Raw genomic sequence first — 14,577 nt, forward strand, 5'->3', positions numbered from 1 at the left:
CATGAAACGCCACGTTCTGGCCGCCTTGGCGCTGGCCGTCTGCGCCTGCCAGGCTCAGGCCGAGCAGCCCGTGCTGCGCCTGTACAACTGGGCCGACTATTTTGCCGAGGACACCCTCAAGCAGTTCACGGCCGAAACCGGCATCCAGGTGATCTACGACGTGATGGATGGCAGCGAAGTGCTCGAGGCCAAGCTGATGTCCGGGCGCAGTGGCTACGACCTGGTCTTCCCCGGTGATACCGTCGCCGAGCGCCTGATGCGCGCCGGCAGCCTGCAGCCACTGGACCACAGCCGCCTGGAGGCCCTGGACGACATCGAGCCCGGGCTGCGTCAGCTGCACGCCCGGTACCCCAAGGCCAGCCAGGCGACCGTGCCCTACACCTGGGGCACCATCGGCCTGACGGTGAATGCCGACAAAGTCCGCCAGCGCATGCCCGATGCACCGCTGGACAACCTCGACCTGCTGTTCAAGCCGGAGCTGGCAGCCAGGTTCGCCGACTGCGGTATTTCGGTCATCGACTCGCCCGACGAAGTGCTGGCAGTGGTCCTCAACTACCTGGGCCGCGAGCCACGCAGTGCCAAGCGCGAGGACCTGGCCGCAGCCAGCGAACTGCTCAAGGCGATTCGCCCGTACGTGCGCAAGTTCCAGTCGCAACCAGTGACCGAACTGGTCAACGAGAACCTGTGCCTGTCACTGGGCTACAGTGGCGACGTGATCCAGGCGCAGCGTACCGCCGACGCCGCGGGCAAGCAGCTCGACTTCCAGTACCGCGTGCCGCGCCAAGGCACCACGGTGTGGATGGATACCATGGCCATCCCGGCCGATGCCAAGCACCCGGATTACGCCTATCGTTTCATCAACTTCGTCATGCGCCCGGCGAACATGGCGGCCATCAGCAACTTCACCGGTTACCCTACCGCCAGCGCCAAGGCACGCCAGGCAGTGGACCCGCGCATGCGCGACAACCCCGATATCTACCTCGACCAAGCCACCTATGCCCGGCTGATCCCGGGCCGCGATATCCCACAGGCCGACATGCGTGCACGCATGCGCGTGTGGACCCGCTTCAAGACTGCACAGGACTGAGCCATGCCAAGCCGTAGAACCTTCCTGCAACTTTCGCTCGCCGCCGGCCTCGGTGCCAGCCTCGGCCTGCCGCTGGGCCTGGCCCGCGCCGAAGAACCGGGGCGCTGGTTCATGCCGGACGAAGGCGAGCCGCAGCAACGCGCATTCATCGCCTTCGGCGCCCAGGATGCGATCTGGGAGGACTTCACCGCCGATGTGCAGGCCGCCCTCGGTCGCATCGCCCAGGCCATTGCGCGCTATCAGCCAGTGACGGTGTTCTGCCGGGCCAGCGAGCGCGAACTGGCCGAGCAACACTGTGCCAGCCAGCGCACAAGTTTCGTCGAGTGCGAGCTGGACGACATCTGGATGCGCGACATCGGCGCCAACTTCGTCGTCGATGATGACGGAGCCCTGGCGGCGGTGGACTTCAATTTCAATGGCTGGGGCAACAAGCAACGTCACCGCAACGATGCCCAACTGGCCAGGCGCGTAACCACGCTGGCCGGTGCCCGCTACCAGCGCAGCGACCTGGTGGGTGAAGGCGGCGCCATAGAGGTGGACGGCCACGGCACGGGCATCATGACCGAGAGCAGCTGGGTCAACGCCAACCGCAACAAGGGCTGGAGCAAGGCCGAGGTCGAGGCGGAGCTCAAGGAACGGCTGGGGCTGAGCAAGATCATCTGGCTACCGGGCATCGCCGGCCAGGACATCACCGACGGGCACGTGGACTTCTATGCCCGCTTCGTCAGGCCGGGGGTGGTGATTGCCAACCTGGATAACGACCCGGACTCGTATGACTACGCCGTGACGCGCAAGCACCTGGAGATCCTCAAGCGAACCACCGATGCCGAGGGCCGCAGGTTGCAGGTGCACGTCGTGTCGCCGCCGCTGCACGGGCGGCGCAACAGGTTCAGCAAAGGCAATGACGACTTTGCCGCTGGGTACATCAACTACTTCGTGATCAATGGCGCGATCATTGCGCCACAGTTTGGCGATGGGGCAGCGGACGAGAAAGCGCGGGGGCTGCTGGCGGCGTTGTATCCGGGGCGGGATATCGTACAGCTGGATATCGATGCCATTGCTGCGGGGGGCGGGGGGATTCACTGTGTGACCCATCAGTGCCCGGCGGTGTAGCAGGTGTTGCCTGTGCTGGCCTCTTCGCGGGTAAACCCGCTCCCACAGGTACTGCGCAAACCTTGAGTTTTGCACAGTCCTTGTGGGAGCGGGCTTGCCCGCGAAGAGCCCGCCACAGTCAATCGCGGTGCCGACGGCGCCCCGTGATCATCGACCACGGCAGGTTTTCCCGCATGCGCACGCTCTCGTAGATGGCCGCCAGCACATGCACGCAAACCAGCACCAGCAGCGCGTTGGCCAGCCAGCTGTGCAGGTCCATCGGCCAGTCGACACCAAACAGCGCGTCCACCTCCTGCGACGCCCACCCGGTAAGGCCCAGGCCGGCAATGCAGGTCAACATCAGCATCATCACCAGGGCGCCAATCGGCGAATGCCCCATGTGATGGTCAAGCTCCCCATGCAGCAGCGCCCGGGCATGCCCGACCAGGCTTGCCGGGGTTGGCCAGAAGTCGGCCCAACGCGCGCTGCGTGGCCCGACAAAGCCCCAGATCACACGCACCACCACAACGGCCAGTGCGTAGTAACCCAGCCACTGGTGCCAGTCTTCACCTTCTTCGTTGAAGAAGTAGTTGGCGAAGAACACCACGGCGATCGACCAGTGGCACAGCCGCAGTAGGGGGTCCCACAGCTGTACCGTGCCGTCGCTGTTCAATCGTGGTACTCGGTCTTGACTGCCTTGCCCGTCACTGGGTCATGGTAGATCTCGACCTTCTTGCCATCCTTGTCGAAACCGTAGATCTCGTAGCAGTTACCCTTGGTGACCTTGAACTTGTTGATCTTGTAGCCCTGCTCCTTGAGCTGCGCCTGGAATTTTTCCTGATCCTGCCAGGTGCTTTTGTCAGCGGTGGTGCATTCGGTGGCCGCGAATGCGGTGCTGCTGGCGATCAAGAGGGTCATGGCGATCAATGTACGCATGGGCATGAACTCCATTCAGATGAGTGTAAAAGCGCATCCCTCAGCATAGTTCTGCAGGCCGCTTTACGCTCATTCATTTGCTTTACACATCAATCGCAAAGAAAAACAAACTTAACAAATGAGCCAAAGCCACCGATGCTTGAGGCATCACGCCCATCGCACGGAGAACAACAACATGAACGACGTGGTCATCGTCGCCGCAACCCGTACCGCCATCGGCAGCTTCCAGGGCGCCTTGGCCACTGTGCCCGCAGTAGACCTCGGTGCCGCAGTGATCAAACGCCTGCTGGAACAGACCGGGCTGGCCCCGGCGCAGGTCGACGAAGTCATCCTCGGCCAGGTGCTTACCGCCGGTGCCGGGCAGAACCCGGCACGCCAGGCCGCGATCAAGGCCGGCCTGCCCTTCAGCGTACCGGCAATGACCCTGAACAAGGTTTGCGGCTCGGGCCTTAAGGCACTGCACCTGGCCGCTCAGGCCATCCGCTGCGGCGACGCCGAGGTAGTCATCGCCGGCGGCCAGGAGAACATGAGCCTTGCCCCCTACGTGATGCCGTCGGCCCGCACCGGCCAGCGCATGGGCCATGGCCAGTTGATCGACAGCATGATCACCGACGGCCTGTGGGATGCCTTCAACGACTACCACATGGGTATCACTGCCGAAAACCTGGTGGACCAGTACGGCCTCAGCCGTGAGCAGCAGGATGCCTTTGCCGCCGAGTCGCAGCGCAAGGCGGTAGCGGCGATGGAGGCCGGCCGCTTCGATGATGAAATCACCCCGATCGTGCTGCCGCAGAAAAAGGGAGAACCCAAGGTGTTCGCGCGGGACGAGCAGCCACGCCCGGATACCACCGCCGAATCCCTGGGCAAACTGCGCCCGGCGTTCAAGAAGGATGGCAGCGTCACCGCTGGCAACGCCTCGAGCCTGAATGACGGCGCCGCCGCCGTACTGCTGATGAGCGCCGCCAAGGCAAAGGCCCTGGGCCTGCCAGTGCTGGCCAGGATCGCGGCTTACGCCAGTGCCGGTGTAGACCCGGCGATCATGGGCATCGGCCCGGTTTCGGCCACCCAGCGCTGCCTGGACAAGGCCGGCTGGAAATTGGCTGAACTGGACCTGATCGAAGCCAACGAAGCCTTTGCCGCGCAGGCGCTAGCCGTGGGCAAGGCGCTGGAATGGGATGCCGCGCGGGTCAACGTGAATGGCGGGGCGATTGCCCTTGGCCACCCGATTGGTGCGTCCGGGTGCCGGGTGCTGGTGACCCTGCTGCACGAGATGATCAAGCGGGACGCCAGGAAAGGCCTGGCAACCCTGTGCATTGGTGGCGGGCAAGGCGTGGCCTTGGCAATCGAGCGTTGATCTCGGGCTGATTCAAGCAGGCCCGGCCTCTTCGCGGGCTTGCCCGCTCCCACAGGGCCCCCACTGAAGCTGAATCCAGTGGGGGCCCTGTGGGTTTACCCGCGAAGAGGCCGGTACAGCCAGCGAAGAATCAGGCAGTGGCACGCAGCTCGCGGGCAGCTGCGACCATGTTCACCAGCGCTGCCTCGGTCTCCGGCCAGCCACGGGTCTTCAGCCCGCAATCCGGGTTGACCCACAGGCGCTCGGCCGGGATACGCCGGGCGGCCTTGCGCAGCAGCTTGACCATTTCCTCACGGGTCGGCACCCGTGGCGAATGAATGTCATATACTCCCGGGCCGATCTCGTTGGGGTAGGCGAACCGCTCGAACGCCGCCAGCAGCTCCATGTCCGAGCGCGAGGTCTCGATGGTGATCACGTCGGCATCCATCGCCGCGATCGACTCGATCACGTCGTTGAACTCGCTGTAGCACATGTGAGTGTGGATCTGGGTTTCGTCACGCACCCCCGAGGCACACAGGCGGAAGGCCTCGGTGGCCCACTCCAGGTAATGGGCCCAGGCGCCGTGGCGCAGCGGCAGGCCTTCACGGAAGGCCGCTTCGTCGATCTGCACGATCCTGATACCCGCTGCTTCCAGGTCGACCACTTCGTCGCGGATCGCCAGCGCCAGCTGGCGCGCCTGCACTTCGCGGCTCACGTCTTCACGCGGGAACGACCACATCAGCATGGTCACCGGGCCGGTCAGCATGCCCTTCATCACCTTGCTGGTCAGGCCCTGGGCGTACTTTATCCATTCCACGGTCATGGCCTTCGGCCGGCTCAGGTCGCCAACGATCACCGCAGGCTTCACGCAGCGCGAACCATAGCTCTGCACCCAGCCGAAGCGGGTGAACACATAGCCATCGATCTGCTCGGCGAAGTACTCGACCATATCGTTGCGCTCAGCCTCGCCGTGCACCAGCACATCCAGGCCCAGGTCCTCCTGGATTTTCACCGCATGGCGGATCTCGCTGTGCATGGCCTCGACGTAATCGGCCTCGGTCAGCTTGCCCTGCCTGTAGGCCTGGCGTGCCAGGCGAATCGCCGAGGTCTGCGGGAACGAACCGATGGTGGTGGTCGGGAACGCCGGCAGGTCGAGCCCCGCACGCTGCTTGGCGATACGTTGGGCAAACGCCGACTGACGCTGGCTATCAGCGGGCTTGATGGCCGCCAGGCGGGCCTGCACGGCCGGCTTGTGAATACGCGGCGAAGCGGCGCGGCTGGCCTGCACGGCCTGGCTCTGGGCCAATGCGGCGGCCACGTCGTCGGCTTGTGGGGCATTGATGGCCTTGGCCAGCAGCGCTACTTCCTGGCATTTCTGCACGGCGAAGGCAAGCCAGCTGTGCAGTTCGGCATCGAGCTGGTCTTCACGGTCCAGGTCCACCGGGCTGTGCAGCAGCGAGCAGGATGGCGCCACCCACAGCCGCTCACCCAGGCGCTCATGGGCATGGCGCAGCACCTCCAGCGCCTTTTCCAGGTCGCAGCGCCAGACGTTGCGGCCATTGACCAGGCCCAGCGACAGCACCTTGTAGGCCGGCAGGCGGTCGAGGATGGTCGGGTACTGCTCGGGCGCACGTACCAGGTCGATGTGCAGGCCATCGACCGGCAGGTTGGCGGCCAGGCCCAGATTGTCTTCCAGGCCGCCGAAGTAGGTGGCGATCAGCTTCTTCAGTGGCGCCCGCTGAAGGATGTTGTAGACCCGCTCGTAGGCATTCTTCCAGTCCTGAGGCAGGTCCAGGGCCAGGATCGGCTCATCGATCTGCACCCATTCCACGCCTTGGGCAGCCAGGCGGTTGAGGATCTGGTCATACAGCGGCAGCAGGCGATCGAGCAGCTCCAGCTTGTCGAAATCGCCACCCTTGGCCTTGCCCAGCCACAGGTAGGTCAGCGGGCCGATAACCACCGGCTTGACCGCGTGGCCCAGGGCCTGGGCTTCTGCCACTTCTTCGAACAGCTGCTCCCAGCTCAGGGCGAACTGCTGGTCGGCGGTGAATTCGGGGACCAGGTAGTGGTAGTTGGTGTCGAACCACTTGGTCATTTCCTGGGCGTGCGCGCCGCCGCAGCAATTGTCACCCACTGCGCCACGGGCCATGGCGAACAGGGTCTGGAGAGTGGGCCTGGCTGCGTCGTGGCTGCGGAAGCGCTGCGGGATCACGCCGAAGGTCAGCGAGTGGGTCAGCACCTGGTCGTACCAGGCGAAGTCGCCGACCGGCAGCAGTTCAATGCCGGCGTCTTTCTGCACTTGCCAGTGGCGGGCACGCAGCTCGCGGCCGACGGCGCGCAGGCCGGCTTCGTCGAGTTCACCCTTCCAGAAGGCTTCCTGGGCCTTTTTCAGCTCGCGGTCGCGGCCGATACGTGGAAAGCCCAGGTTGTGTGCCAGTGCCATGTCTTGTCCCTCAGCATGCATAAATGAATGAGGGGATTTTCCGGGCGCCGGTATCTTGAGACAAACTCATTAAATTTAAGATGAACTCAAGGTTTTCTCATGTTCATGTTGTTGTGCTGCCTGTACGGGCCCTTTCGCGGCTAAAGCCGCTCCTACAGGTACCGCGCCACCCTGTGGGAGCGGCTTTAGCCGCGAAAGGGCCGGCACAGGCAAACCCGGATGTCTCATTCAGAGCACCACCCTGCGCATCCGGACATGACCCCACCCGCCTTCTGCCGCACAATGCCACCCTGACCAAACCAGGTACCCGGCCCCATGAGCCTGCTGAAAACCGCGCTGCGCGAAAACACCTTCGTCTGCGTCATGGAGTTCGTCCCCAAGCCCTCCGCCGAACGCTTCGCCGCCATGGAGGCGATCCTGGCCCGTTCGCACCTGTGCGGCTGGCCGATGACCGTGGCCATCGGCGACCGCGTCGGCAGCCCGCTGGACATGTCGCCACTAGACGCCCTCGCCTCGTTCAGCAACCCGGTACCCGCCCTGCCGCACTTCTCCGGCAAGGACCGCGAACGCCACCACCTGCTCGCCCAACTGCAACGCATGGATGCCGCCGGCCTCGACCAGCTGTTGCTGCTCACCGGCGACCGCCTGCCGGGCCACCAGCCCGGCCAGCGCCCGGTGCGCTACCTGGAATCGGTCGCAGCCCTGCAGATCGCCCGCCAGGCCTGCCCGCACTGGCTGCTTGGCGCGGCGCTCAACCCGTTCAAGTACTGCGAGGAAGAAGGCGGCGCCCAATACTTCAAGGCTGAGAAAAAACTGGCGGCGGGCGCCGACTTCCTCACCCTGCAACTGGGTTTCGATGCCGGCAAACACCAGGAAGCCATGCACTGGATGAACCGCCAGGCCGCGCCCAGGCCGATGCTGGCCTGCCTGATGAGCCTCACTCACGGGCGCGCGACGATGCTCGAGCACGTGGCCGGCGTGACCGTCACGCCGTCCATGCGCGACATGCTGGAAGCGGAAGCGGCGCAGTCCAAGGCCTTTGCCCAGGCACGCAGCGTCGACCGCCTGGCCTTGCAGATCATCGGCGTGAAGCTGATGGGCTACGCCGGCGTGCATCTGTCGGGGGTTCACGAACTCAAGCAACTGCTGGCCCTGGAGGCACGCATCGAGCATTGGCAGGCGCAAATCCACACACTGGAACAATGGGCGCCGGCCTGGCAGGCCAGCTGGCAGATGCCCGGCCTGCCGGCAGTCAGCTTCCATCCGCCGCAGGCAAGCTGGCGCCAGGGCGAGTCACGGGTCGATGCCTCGTTCAAGGAGAAAGCGCGCTATCACCTGATGCACGGCATGCATTCGCTGCTGTTCAGCCGCCGCAATGGCCTGAGCAAGACATTTGGCTGGGCCGTGCGCCAACCGATGTGGGCTACCCGCCTTGGCGCGCAGGTGCTGCACAAGGTGGAGCACGCGGTGAAGCACCCGCTGGTAGGCTGCGACACCTGCGGCCGCTGCCGCCTGGAAGACACCCTGTACATCTGCCCGGAAACCTGCCCCAAGGGCCTGGCCAACGGCCCCTGCGGCGGCACCGCGCTGAACCGCTGCGAGTTCGGCGACCGCGAGTGCATCCACAGCGTCAAGTATCGCACCGCCAAGGCGGTGCGGCAGACGGCGCTGCTGACCGAGCGCCTGATCCCGTGCATCGAGCTCGAGACACGCCACCGCAGCTCATGGCCGCAGTGGTTTCAGGCCCAGACGCCGCGTCAGCTCAGCCCGCAGCCAGCGCCTCGAACCCAGCCCGAATCGTAGCTTCGGGCAGTTCGTCTGCAATGAACACCATCACGCTCTCGCGGGTTTCACCCTCGGCCCATTCGGCGTCCCAGTCGAAGCCATAGAGCTTGAGCACACCCTGGAACACCAGCTTGCGCGCTTCACCGGCAATGTTCAGCACGCCCTTGTAGCGCAGCAGCTGCTTGCCGTGGGTTTCCAGCAGTTCGTTCATGAAGTCGCTGAGGCGGTCGATATCCAGCGCGCTTTCCGTGCGCAGCACCAAGGTGGAGATCCGGTCCGGGGTAGCGGGCTTGAGCAGCGGGCGTAGCGCTGGCTTCAGGTTCGCGCCCAGATCGGGGTTGAGGTTGAAACCACGCACATCCAGCAGCTCGGCCAGGTCGATGCGACCATGCTCGACCACGCGGATCGCAGCCCGGCCATTGATGCGGGCCAGGCGCTCGCGCAGGGCCTCGACCGCAGCGGGCTGGACCAGGTCGGTCTTGCTCAGCAGCAGGCGATCGGCAAAGCCGACCTGGGCCTGGGCGATGGTCTGGGTCAGGTGCAGCTCGGCGTGGGCGGCATCGACCAGGGTGATGATGCCGTCGAGGATGTAGCGCTCACGCAGCTCTTCGTCGATGAAGAAGGTCTGTGCCACTGGCGCCGGGTCGGCCAGGCCGGTGCATTCGATTACCAGGCGGTCGAAGGCGATCTCGCCGGCATCCAGGCGTTCGAGCAGCAGGTACAAGGCGCGGGTCAGGTCGCCGTGGATGCTGCAGCACACGCAGCCATTGGCCAGGGTCATCACCTGCACCGGCTCGTCGCCCAGCAGCTGGCTGTCGATGCCGGCCTCGCTGAATTCGTTTTCGATCACGGCGATCTTCAGGCCGTGCTCGGCCTTGAGCATGTGCTTGAGCAAGGTGGTCTTGCCGGCACCGAGGAAGCCAGTGAGTACGGTTACGGGAATAGGCGTCTGCACGCAGAACATCTCCTGTGCAGTGAAATGGACGGGGGGAGCGCGATCCCTGTAGGAGCGGCCTTGTGTCGCGATCGGGCCGCAACGCGGCCCCGGCTTTTCAGCTTCGCAGCCAAAATTGCCAGGGCCGCGTTGCGGCCCGATCGCGACACAAGGCCGCTCCTACACAGTACCGCGCTAGCCTGGACTTAGCAGCACTTGGGCCCGGACTTGCCGCCATAACGCGCTTCCTGGCGTTCGCGGAAGAACTCCTCGTACGTCATGACCGGCTTGTCCGGGTGCTTGGTCTGCATGTGCTCGACGTAGTTGTCGTAGTCGGGCATGCCGACCATCAGGCGGGCTGCCTGCCCTAGGTACTTACCCAGTCGACCCAGGTCGTTGAACATCGCAGCAGTCCTCTCAAGCGTCAGGCAGGGCCTGGAACGGGGTTTCCTTGTCGGTGCGCTCCTTGCGGCCGAGGGCGGCGAAACCGACCTTGACAGCGAAGAACAGCACGCTGAACACCACCACCAGGAACAGCACGGTCAGGCCGGCGTTGGTGTAGGCGTTGAAGATCACGTGCTGCATCTGCCCGATGTCCTTGGCCGGGGCCAGTACCTGGCCGGCGTCCAGCGCGGTGCTGTACTTCTTGGCCAGGGCCAGGAAGCCGACTGCCGGGTTCGGGTCGAACAGCTTGATCAGGCCTGCGGTGGTGGTGCAGATCAGCAGCCACACGGCCGGCAGCAGGGTGACCCAGACGTAGCGCTGGCGCTTCATCTTGATCAGTACCACGGTGCCGAGCATCAGGGCGATACCGGCCAGCATCTGGTTGGAGATACCGAACAGCGGCCATAGGGTGTTGATGCCACCCAGCGGGTCGATCACGCCCTGGTACAGCAGGTAGCCCCACAGGGCCACGCAACCGGCAGTACCGATCAGGTTGGCAGTCCACGACTCGGTGCGCTTGAGCGCCGGCACGAAGCTGCCCAGCAGGTCCTGCAGCATGAAGCGCCCGGCACGGGTGCCGGCGTCCACTGCGGTGAGGATGAACAGCGCCTCGAACAGGATCGCGAAGTGGTACCAGAAGGCCATGGTGTTTTCACCCGGCAGCACCTGGTGCAGGATCTGCGCGATACCCACGGCCAGGGTCGGCGCACCACCGGCACGGGCCAGCACGGTGTGCTCGCCAATGTCGCGGGCGGTGGCCTCGAGCTGCTCAGGGGTGATCAGGAAGCCCCAGCTGCTCACCGTTTGCGCAACCGACGCCACGTCGGCACCGACCACTGCGGCCGGGCTGTTCATGGCGAAGTACACGCCTGGCTCGATCACCGAGGCGGCGACCATGGCCATGATGGCAACGAACGATTCCATCAGCATGCCGCCGTAGCCGATGTAGCGGGCGTTGGTTTCGTTGTCCAGCAGCTTCGGCGTGGTCCCCGAGGAGATCAGCGCGTGGAAGCCGGACACCGCGCCACAGGCAATGGTGATGAACAGGAACGGGAACAGGGTGCCCTTCCACACCGGGCCGGTGCCGTCGGTGAACTGGGTCAGCGCCGGCATCTTCAGCTCGGGCGCGATGATCAGGATACCGATGGCCAGGCCGACGATGGTGCCGATCTTGAGGAAGGTCGACAGGTAGTCACGTGGCGCCAGTACCAGCCATACCGGCAGTACCGCGGCGACAAAGCCATAGCCCACCAGCATCCAGGTGATCTGCACGCCGGTGAAGGTGAACGCCGGGCCCCAGGTCGGATCTGCGGCAATCTGGCCCCCCAGCCAGATCGAAGCCAGCAGCAGCACCACGCCGATGACCGAGATCTCACCGATATGGCCCGGGCGGATGTAGCGCATGTAGATGCCCATGAACATCGCGATCGGGATGGTCGCCATCACCGTGAACATGCCCCACGGGCTTTCGGCCAGGGCCTTGACCACGATCAGCGCCAGCACCGCGAGGATGATGATCATGATCAGGAAGCAGCCGAACAGGGCGATGGTGCCCGGGATGCGGCCCATCTCCTCGCGCACCATGTCGCCCAGCGAACGGCCGTTGCGGCGGGTGGACAGGAACAGGACCATGAAGTCCTGCACCGCACCAGCCAGCACCACGCCGGCGATCAGCCACAGCGTGCCGGGCAGGTAGCCCATCTGCGCGGCGAGTACCGGGCCGACCAAGGGCCCTGCACCAGCGATGGCGGCGAAGTGGTGGCCGAAGAGGATGTGTTTGTTGGTCGGGACGTAGTCCAGGCCGTCGTTGTTGAGCACCGCCGGGGTGGCACGGCGTGGGTCGAGCTGCATCACCTTGGTGGCGATGAACAGACTGTAGTAGCGATAGGCGACCAGGTAGATGGCCACTGCCGCGACCACGATCCACAAGGCATTGATCGCCTCGCCGCGACGCAGGGCAACCACACCCAGCGCACAGGCTCCTATGACTGCCAGCGCCAGCCACGGAATGTGGCGTAGCAGGCTATTATTGTTGTTCATGGTTTGCTTCCAGCTGGTGGATTGGAAAAGACCGCCCATCGAGTCTAGGGCGAGTCATCGCGCATTGCCACACTTGCTTTGGTCTAGAGCCTCTGCGGCCAGATTGCGGTACCTGATGTACATACCACTCTAACTATAGTCAGGATGTCACCTGAGGACCTATGCGAGGATCTACCCCATGAGCGATCACGACGAACGCCGCCGTTTCCAGCGCATCGACTTCGACGCCCCAACCGAACTGCGCCAGGGCGTGCAACGCTGGCCTGCCAAGCTGCTGGACCTTTCACTCAAAGGTTTGCTGATCGAACGCCCGGCAAATTGGGATGCCGACCTGACCCAGGATTTCGATGCCATCATTCACCTGGCCCCCGATGCACGGGTACAGATGCAGGTTGAACTGCGCCATGAGGAACCAGACCGCCTGGGTTTCATCTGCCTGTACATCGACGTCGAGTCGATGAGCCATTTGCACCGTCTTGTGGAATTGAACGTGGCCGACAGCACCGAAATGATGCGTGAGCTGCGCGAACTCATCGAATAATGAAATCTCTTAGCTAGCTAATGGCTTCCCCACCTTGTGTTTCCTGTCTACCCAGACAGCTTTAAGCCTGGGTAGCAGCGTTTTGTACACACCCCTCTAGCACAGCCTCTGACGAGTTGGTACGCCTTCTGCATTGGGTTCTCGCACACCTTGCGGGCGCTCTTGTGCGCGCTCCGATCAAAATATTGTATACAATTCTTGTGGCAATCATTTGTAGGAAGTGTCTACAGTAGCACCACAACAATAAACAGAGAGCCTGCTCCATGACTACGTCCCCTAGCACGTCTCCCGCCAAGCGCCCCGAGGATGAAAACCTCGGCCTTGGTGCCAACCTGGCCTATGGTCTGCAGCATGTGCTGACCATGTATGGGGGGATCGTCGCGGTACCCCTGATCCTGGGGCAGGCCGCGGGCCTGAACGGTGCCGAAATCGGCATGCTGATCGCCGCTTCGTTGTTTGCCGGTGGCCTCGCCACCCTGCTGCAAACCCTCGGCCTGCCGTTCTTCGGCTGCCAGTTGCCGCTGGTGCAGGGCGTTTCGTTCGCCGGTGTGGCAACCATGGGTGCAATCCTCAGTAGCGAGGGCGGCGGTGGCCTGCCAGGCGTGCTCGGCGCGGTCATGGCAGCCTCGCTGATCGGTTTTCTGATCACCCCGGTATTCTCGCGCATCACCAAGTTCTTCCCGCCGCTGGTAACCGGCATCGTCATCACCACCATCGGCCTGACCCTGATGCCCGTGGCCGCTCGCTGGGTGATGGGTGGCAACAGCGCCTCACCGGAATTCGGCAGCGTGGCCAACATCGGCCTGGCAGCCCTGACCTTCGCCATCGTGCTGCTGCTGAGCAAGCTGGGCAGCGCGGCGATCTCGCGCCTGTCGATCCTGCTGGCCATGGTGGTCGGTACCCTGATCGCCTGGGCGCTGGGCATGGCCGACTTCAGCAAGGTCACCGAAGGCCCGATGCTCGCCTTCCCCACGCCGTTCCATTTCGGCATGCCGGAATTCCACATCGCCGCGATCCTGTCGATGTGCATCGTGATCATGGTGACCCTGGTGGAAACCTCGGCCGACATCCTCGCCGTGGGTGAGATCATCGACACCAAGGTCGACTCCAAGCGCCTGGGCAACGGCCTGCGCGCCGACATGGCCTCGAGCATCCTGGCGCCGATCTTCGGCTCGTTCACCCAGAGCGCGTTCGCCCAGAACGTCGGCCTGGTAGCCGTGACCGGGGTCAAGAGCCGCTACGTGGTGGCCACAGGTGGCGTGATCCTGGTGGTGCTCGGCCTGCTGCCGATCATGGGCCGGGTGATTGCCGCAGTCCCTACTCCGGTACTGGGTGGCGCGGGCATCGTGCTGTTCGGCACCGTGGCGGCCAGCGGTATCCGCACCCTGTCCAAGGTCAGCTACAAGAACAACGTCAACCTGATCATCGTCGCTGCCTCGCTGGGCTTCGGCATGATCCCGATTGCCGCACCGACCTTCTACCACCACTTCCCGAACTGGTTCGAGACCATTTTCCACTCGGGCATCAGCTCGGCGGCGATCATGGCCATCCTGCTGAACCTGATCTTCAACCACTTCACCGCCGGCAACTCGGACCAGCAGTCGGTGTTTGCCGCCGCGTACGAGCGCACCATCCAGTACTCGGACATTTCAGCGCTGCGTGATGGCGACTACTTCAAGGATGGCAAGCTGTTCGATGCCGAGGGTAATGAAGTGCCGATGCTGGAACTGGACGAGCATGGCAATGAAACGGTCAGGCGCAGTGCGGTTGCCGAGCATTGACCGCTGACTGAGCGGTGAGGTGGGGGGGCCGACGCGCATCGTCGGCCCCTTTTTCGTTTTGCCTGTGCCGGCCCTTTCGCGGGTAAACCCGCTCCCACAGGGTTTGCGCAATCCTGAAGCTGATGCGGTACCTGTGGGAGCGGGTTTACCCGCGAAGAGGC

General features: G+C 64.1%; 12 protein-coding genes. 6 read left to right on the forward strand and 6 right to left on the reverse strand.

What is annotated here, in order from left to right; all coding sequences use genetic code 11:
• The first annotated feature begins 1 nt into the window (after window position 1).
• Both C163_RS22055 and C163_RS22060 read left to right on the forward strand, forming a co-directional pair.
• Window positions 2-1,087: an extracellular solute-binding protein gene (locus C163_RS22055; RefSeq protein WP_049866779.1), complete on the forward strand. Its 1,086-nt coding sequence runs from the start codon at window positions 2-4 to the stop codon at window positions 1,085-1,087.
• A 3-nt stretch (window positions 1,088-1,090) separates the two neighbouring features.
• Complete coding sequence (locus tag C163_RS22060; protein WP_025340631.1) at window positions 1,091-2,200, forward strand: agmatine/peptidylarginine deiminase; 1,110 nt, start codon at window positions 1,091-1,093, stop codon at window positions 2,198-2,200.
• Window positions 2,201-2,318: 118 nt separating this feature from the next.
• Here C163_RS22060 and C163_RS22065 read toward each other — a convergent pair whose 3' ends face one another.
• Together C163_RS22065 and C163_RS22070 are read right to left on the reverse strand one after the other, a co-directional pair.
• Window positions 2,319-2,852 carry a cytochrome b/b6 domain-containing protein gene (locus C163_RS22065; RefSeq protein ID WP_025340632.1) on the reverse strand — a complete coding sequence of 178 codons (534 nt, stop codon included), beginning with the start codon at window positions 2,850-2,852 and terminating at the stop codon, window positions 2,319-2,321.
• Window positions 2,849-3,115, reverse strand: coding sequence for a PepSY domain-containing protein (locus C163_RS22070; protein WP_025340633.1), 267 nt, complete (start codon window positions 3,113-3,115; stop codon window positions 2,849-2,851). The genes C163_RS22065 and C163_RS22070 overlap by 4 nt, the downstream gene beginning before the upstream one ends.
• Window positions 3,116-3,290: 175 nt before the next feature.
• Between C163_RS22070 and C163_RS22075 the strand changes: the two genes are divergently transcribed.
• Window positions 3,291-4,469, forward strand: coding sequence for an acetyl-CoA C-acetyltransferase (locus tag C163_RS22075; protein ID WP_025340634.1), 1,179 nt, complete (start codon window positions 3,291-3,293; stop codon window positions 4,467-4,469).
• 130 nt (window positions 4,470-4,599) lie between these two features.
• Here the strand turns inward: C163_RS22075 and metE are convergent, their stop codons facing one another.
• Window positions 4,600-6,891, reverse strand: coding sequence for a 5-methyltetrahydropteroyltriglutamate--homocysteine S-methyltransferase (metE, locus tag C163_RS22080; RefSeq protein ID WP_025340635.1), 2,292 nt, complete (start codon window positions 6,889-6,891; stop codon window positions 4,600-4,602).
• 315 nt (window positions 6,892-7,206) lie between these two features.
• Between metE and C163_RS22085 the strand changes: the two genes are divergently transcribed.
• Window positions 7,207-8,694 (forward strand): methylenetetrahydrofolate reductase C-terminal domain-containing protein, encoded by a 1,488-nt coding sequence (locus C163_RS22085; protein WP_025340636.1) that lies wholly within the window; start codon window positions 7,207-7,209, stop codon window positions 8,692-8,694.
• Here C163_RS22085 and yjiA read toward each other — a convergent pair.
• From yjiA to C163_RS22100, 3 genes are all read right to left on the reverse strand, one after another.
• Window positions 8,654-9,631, reverse strand: a complete 978-nt coding sequence (gene yjiA, locus C163_RS22090; RefSeq protein ID WP_025340637.1) for a GTPase — start codon at window positions 9,629-9,631, stop codon at window positions 8,654-8,656. The two genes, C163_RS22085 and yjiA, sit on opposite strands and share 41 nt — an antisense overlap.
• 185 nt (window positions 9,632-9,816) lie before the next feature.
• Window positions 9,817-10,014, reverse strand: a complete 198-nt coding sequence (locus tag C163_RS22095; RefSeq protein ID WP_013974210.1) for a YbdD/YjiX family protein — start codon at window positions 10,012-10,014, stop codon at window positions 9,817-9,819.
• 13 nt (window positions 10,015-10,027) lie between these two features.
• Window positions 10,028-12,094 carry a carbon starvation CstA family protein gene (locus tag C163_RS22100; protein ID WP_024087740.1) on the reverse strand — a complete coding sequence of 689 codons (2,067 nt, stop codon included), beginning with the start codon at window positions 12,092-12,094 and terminating at the stop codon, window positions 10,028-10,030.
• Between the two features lie 178 nt (window positions 12,095-12,272).
• Between C163_RS22100 and C163_RS22105 the strand changes: the two genes are divergently transcribed.
• Complete coding sequence (locus C163_RS22105) at window positions 12,273-12,635, forward strand: PilZ domain-containing protein (protein WP_025340638.1); 363 nt, start codon at window positions 12,273-12,275, stop codon at window positions 12,633-12,635.
• 263 nt (window positions 12,636-12,898) lie between these two features.
• Complete coding sequence (locus C163_RS22110; RefSeq protein ID WP_025340639.1) at window positions 12,899-14,416, forward strand: nucleobase:cation symporter-2 family protein; 1,518 nt, start codon at window positions 12,899-12,901, stop codon at window positions 14,414-14,416.
• Window positions 14,417-14,577 lie beyond the last annotated feature (161 nt).

The organism is Pseudomonas sp. FGI182 (assembly GCF_000511325.1).
In the GTDB taxonomy this organism is placed as follows: Bacteria; Pseudomonadota; Gammaproteobacteria; order Pseudomonadales; family Pseudomonadaceae; genus Aquipseudomonas; species Aquipseudomonas putida_Z.

Excerpts from the sequence above, each read along its gene's own strand:
- C163_RS22055 (WP_049866779.1), top strand. The coding sequence starts at position 2 with ATGAAACGCCACGTTCTGGCCGCCTTGGCGCTGGCCGTCTGCGCCTGC.
- C163_RS22060 (WP_025340631.1), top strand. The coding sequence starts at position 1,091 with ATGCCAAGCCGTAGAACCTTCCTGCAACTTTCGCTCGCCGCCGGCCTC.
- C163_RS22070 (WP_025340633.1), bottom strand. The coding sequence starts at position 3,115 with ATGCGTACATTGATCGCCATGACCCTCTTGATCGCCAGCAGCACCGCA.
- C163_RS22075 (WP_025340634.1), top strand. The coding sequence starts at position 3,291 with ATGAACGACGTGGTCATCGTCGCCGCAACCCGTACCGCCATCGGCAGC.
- metE (WP_025340635.1), bottom strand. The coding sequence starts at position 6,891 with ATGGCACTGGCACACAACCTGGGCTTTCCACGTATCGGCCGCGACCGC.
- C163_RS22085 (WP_025340636.1), top strand. The coding sequence starts at position 7,207 with ATGAGCCTGCTGAAAACCGCGCTGCGCGAAAACACCTTCGTCTGCGTC.
- C163_RS22095 (WP_013974210.1), bottom strand. The coding sequence starts at position 10,014 with ATGTTCAACGACCTGGGTCGACTGGGTAAGTACCTAGGGCAGGCAGCC.
- C163_RS22100 (WP_024087740.1), bottom strand. The coding sequence starts at position 12,094 with ATGAACAACAATAATAGCCTGCTACGCCACATTCCGTGGCTGGCGCTG.
- C163_RS22105 (WP_025340638.1), top strand. The coding sequence starts at position 12,273 with ATGAGCGATCACGACGAACGCCGCCGTTTCCAGCGCATCGACTTCGAC.
- C163_RS22110 (WP_025340639.1), top strand. The coding sequence starts at position 12,899 with ATGACTACGTCCCCTAGCACGTCTCCCGCCAAGCGCCCCGAGGATGAA.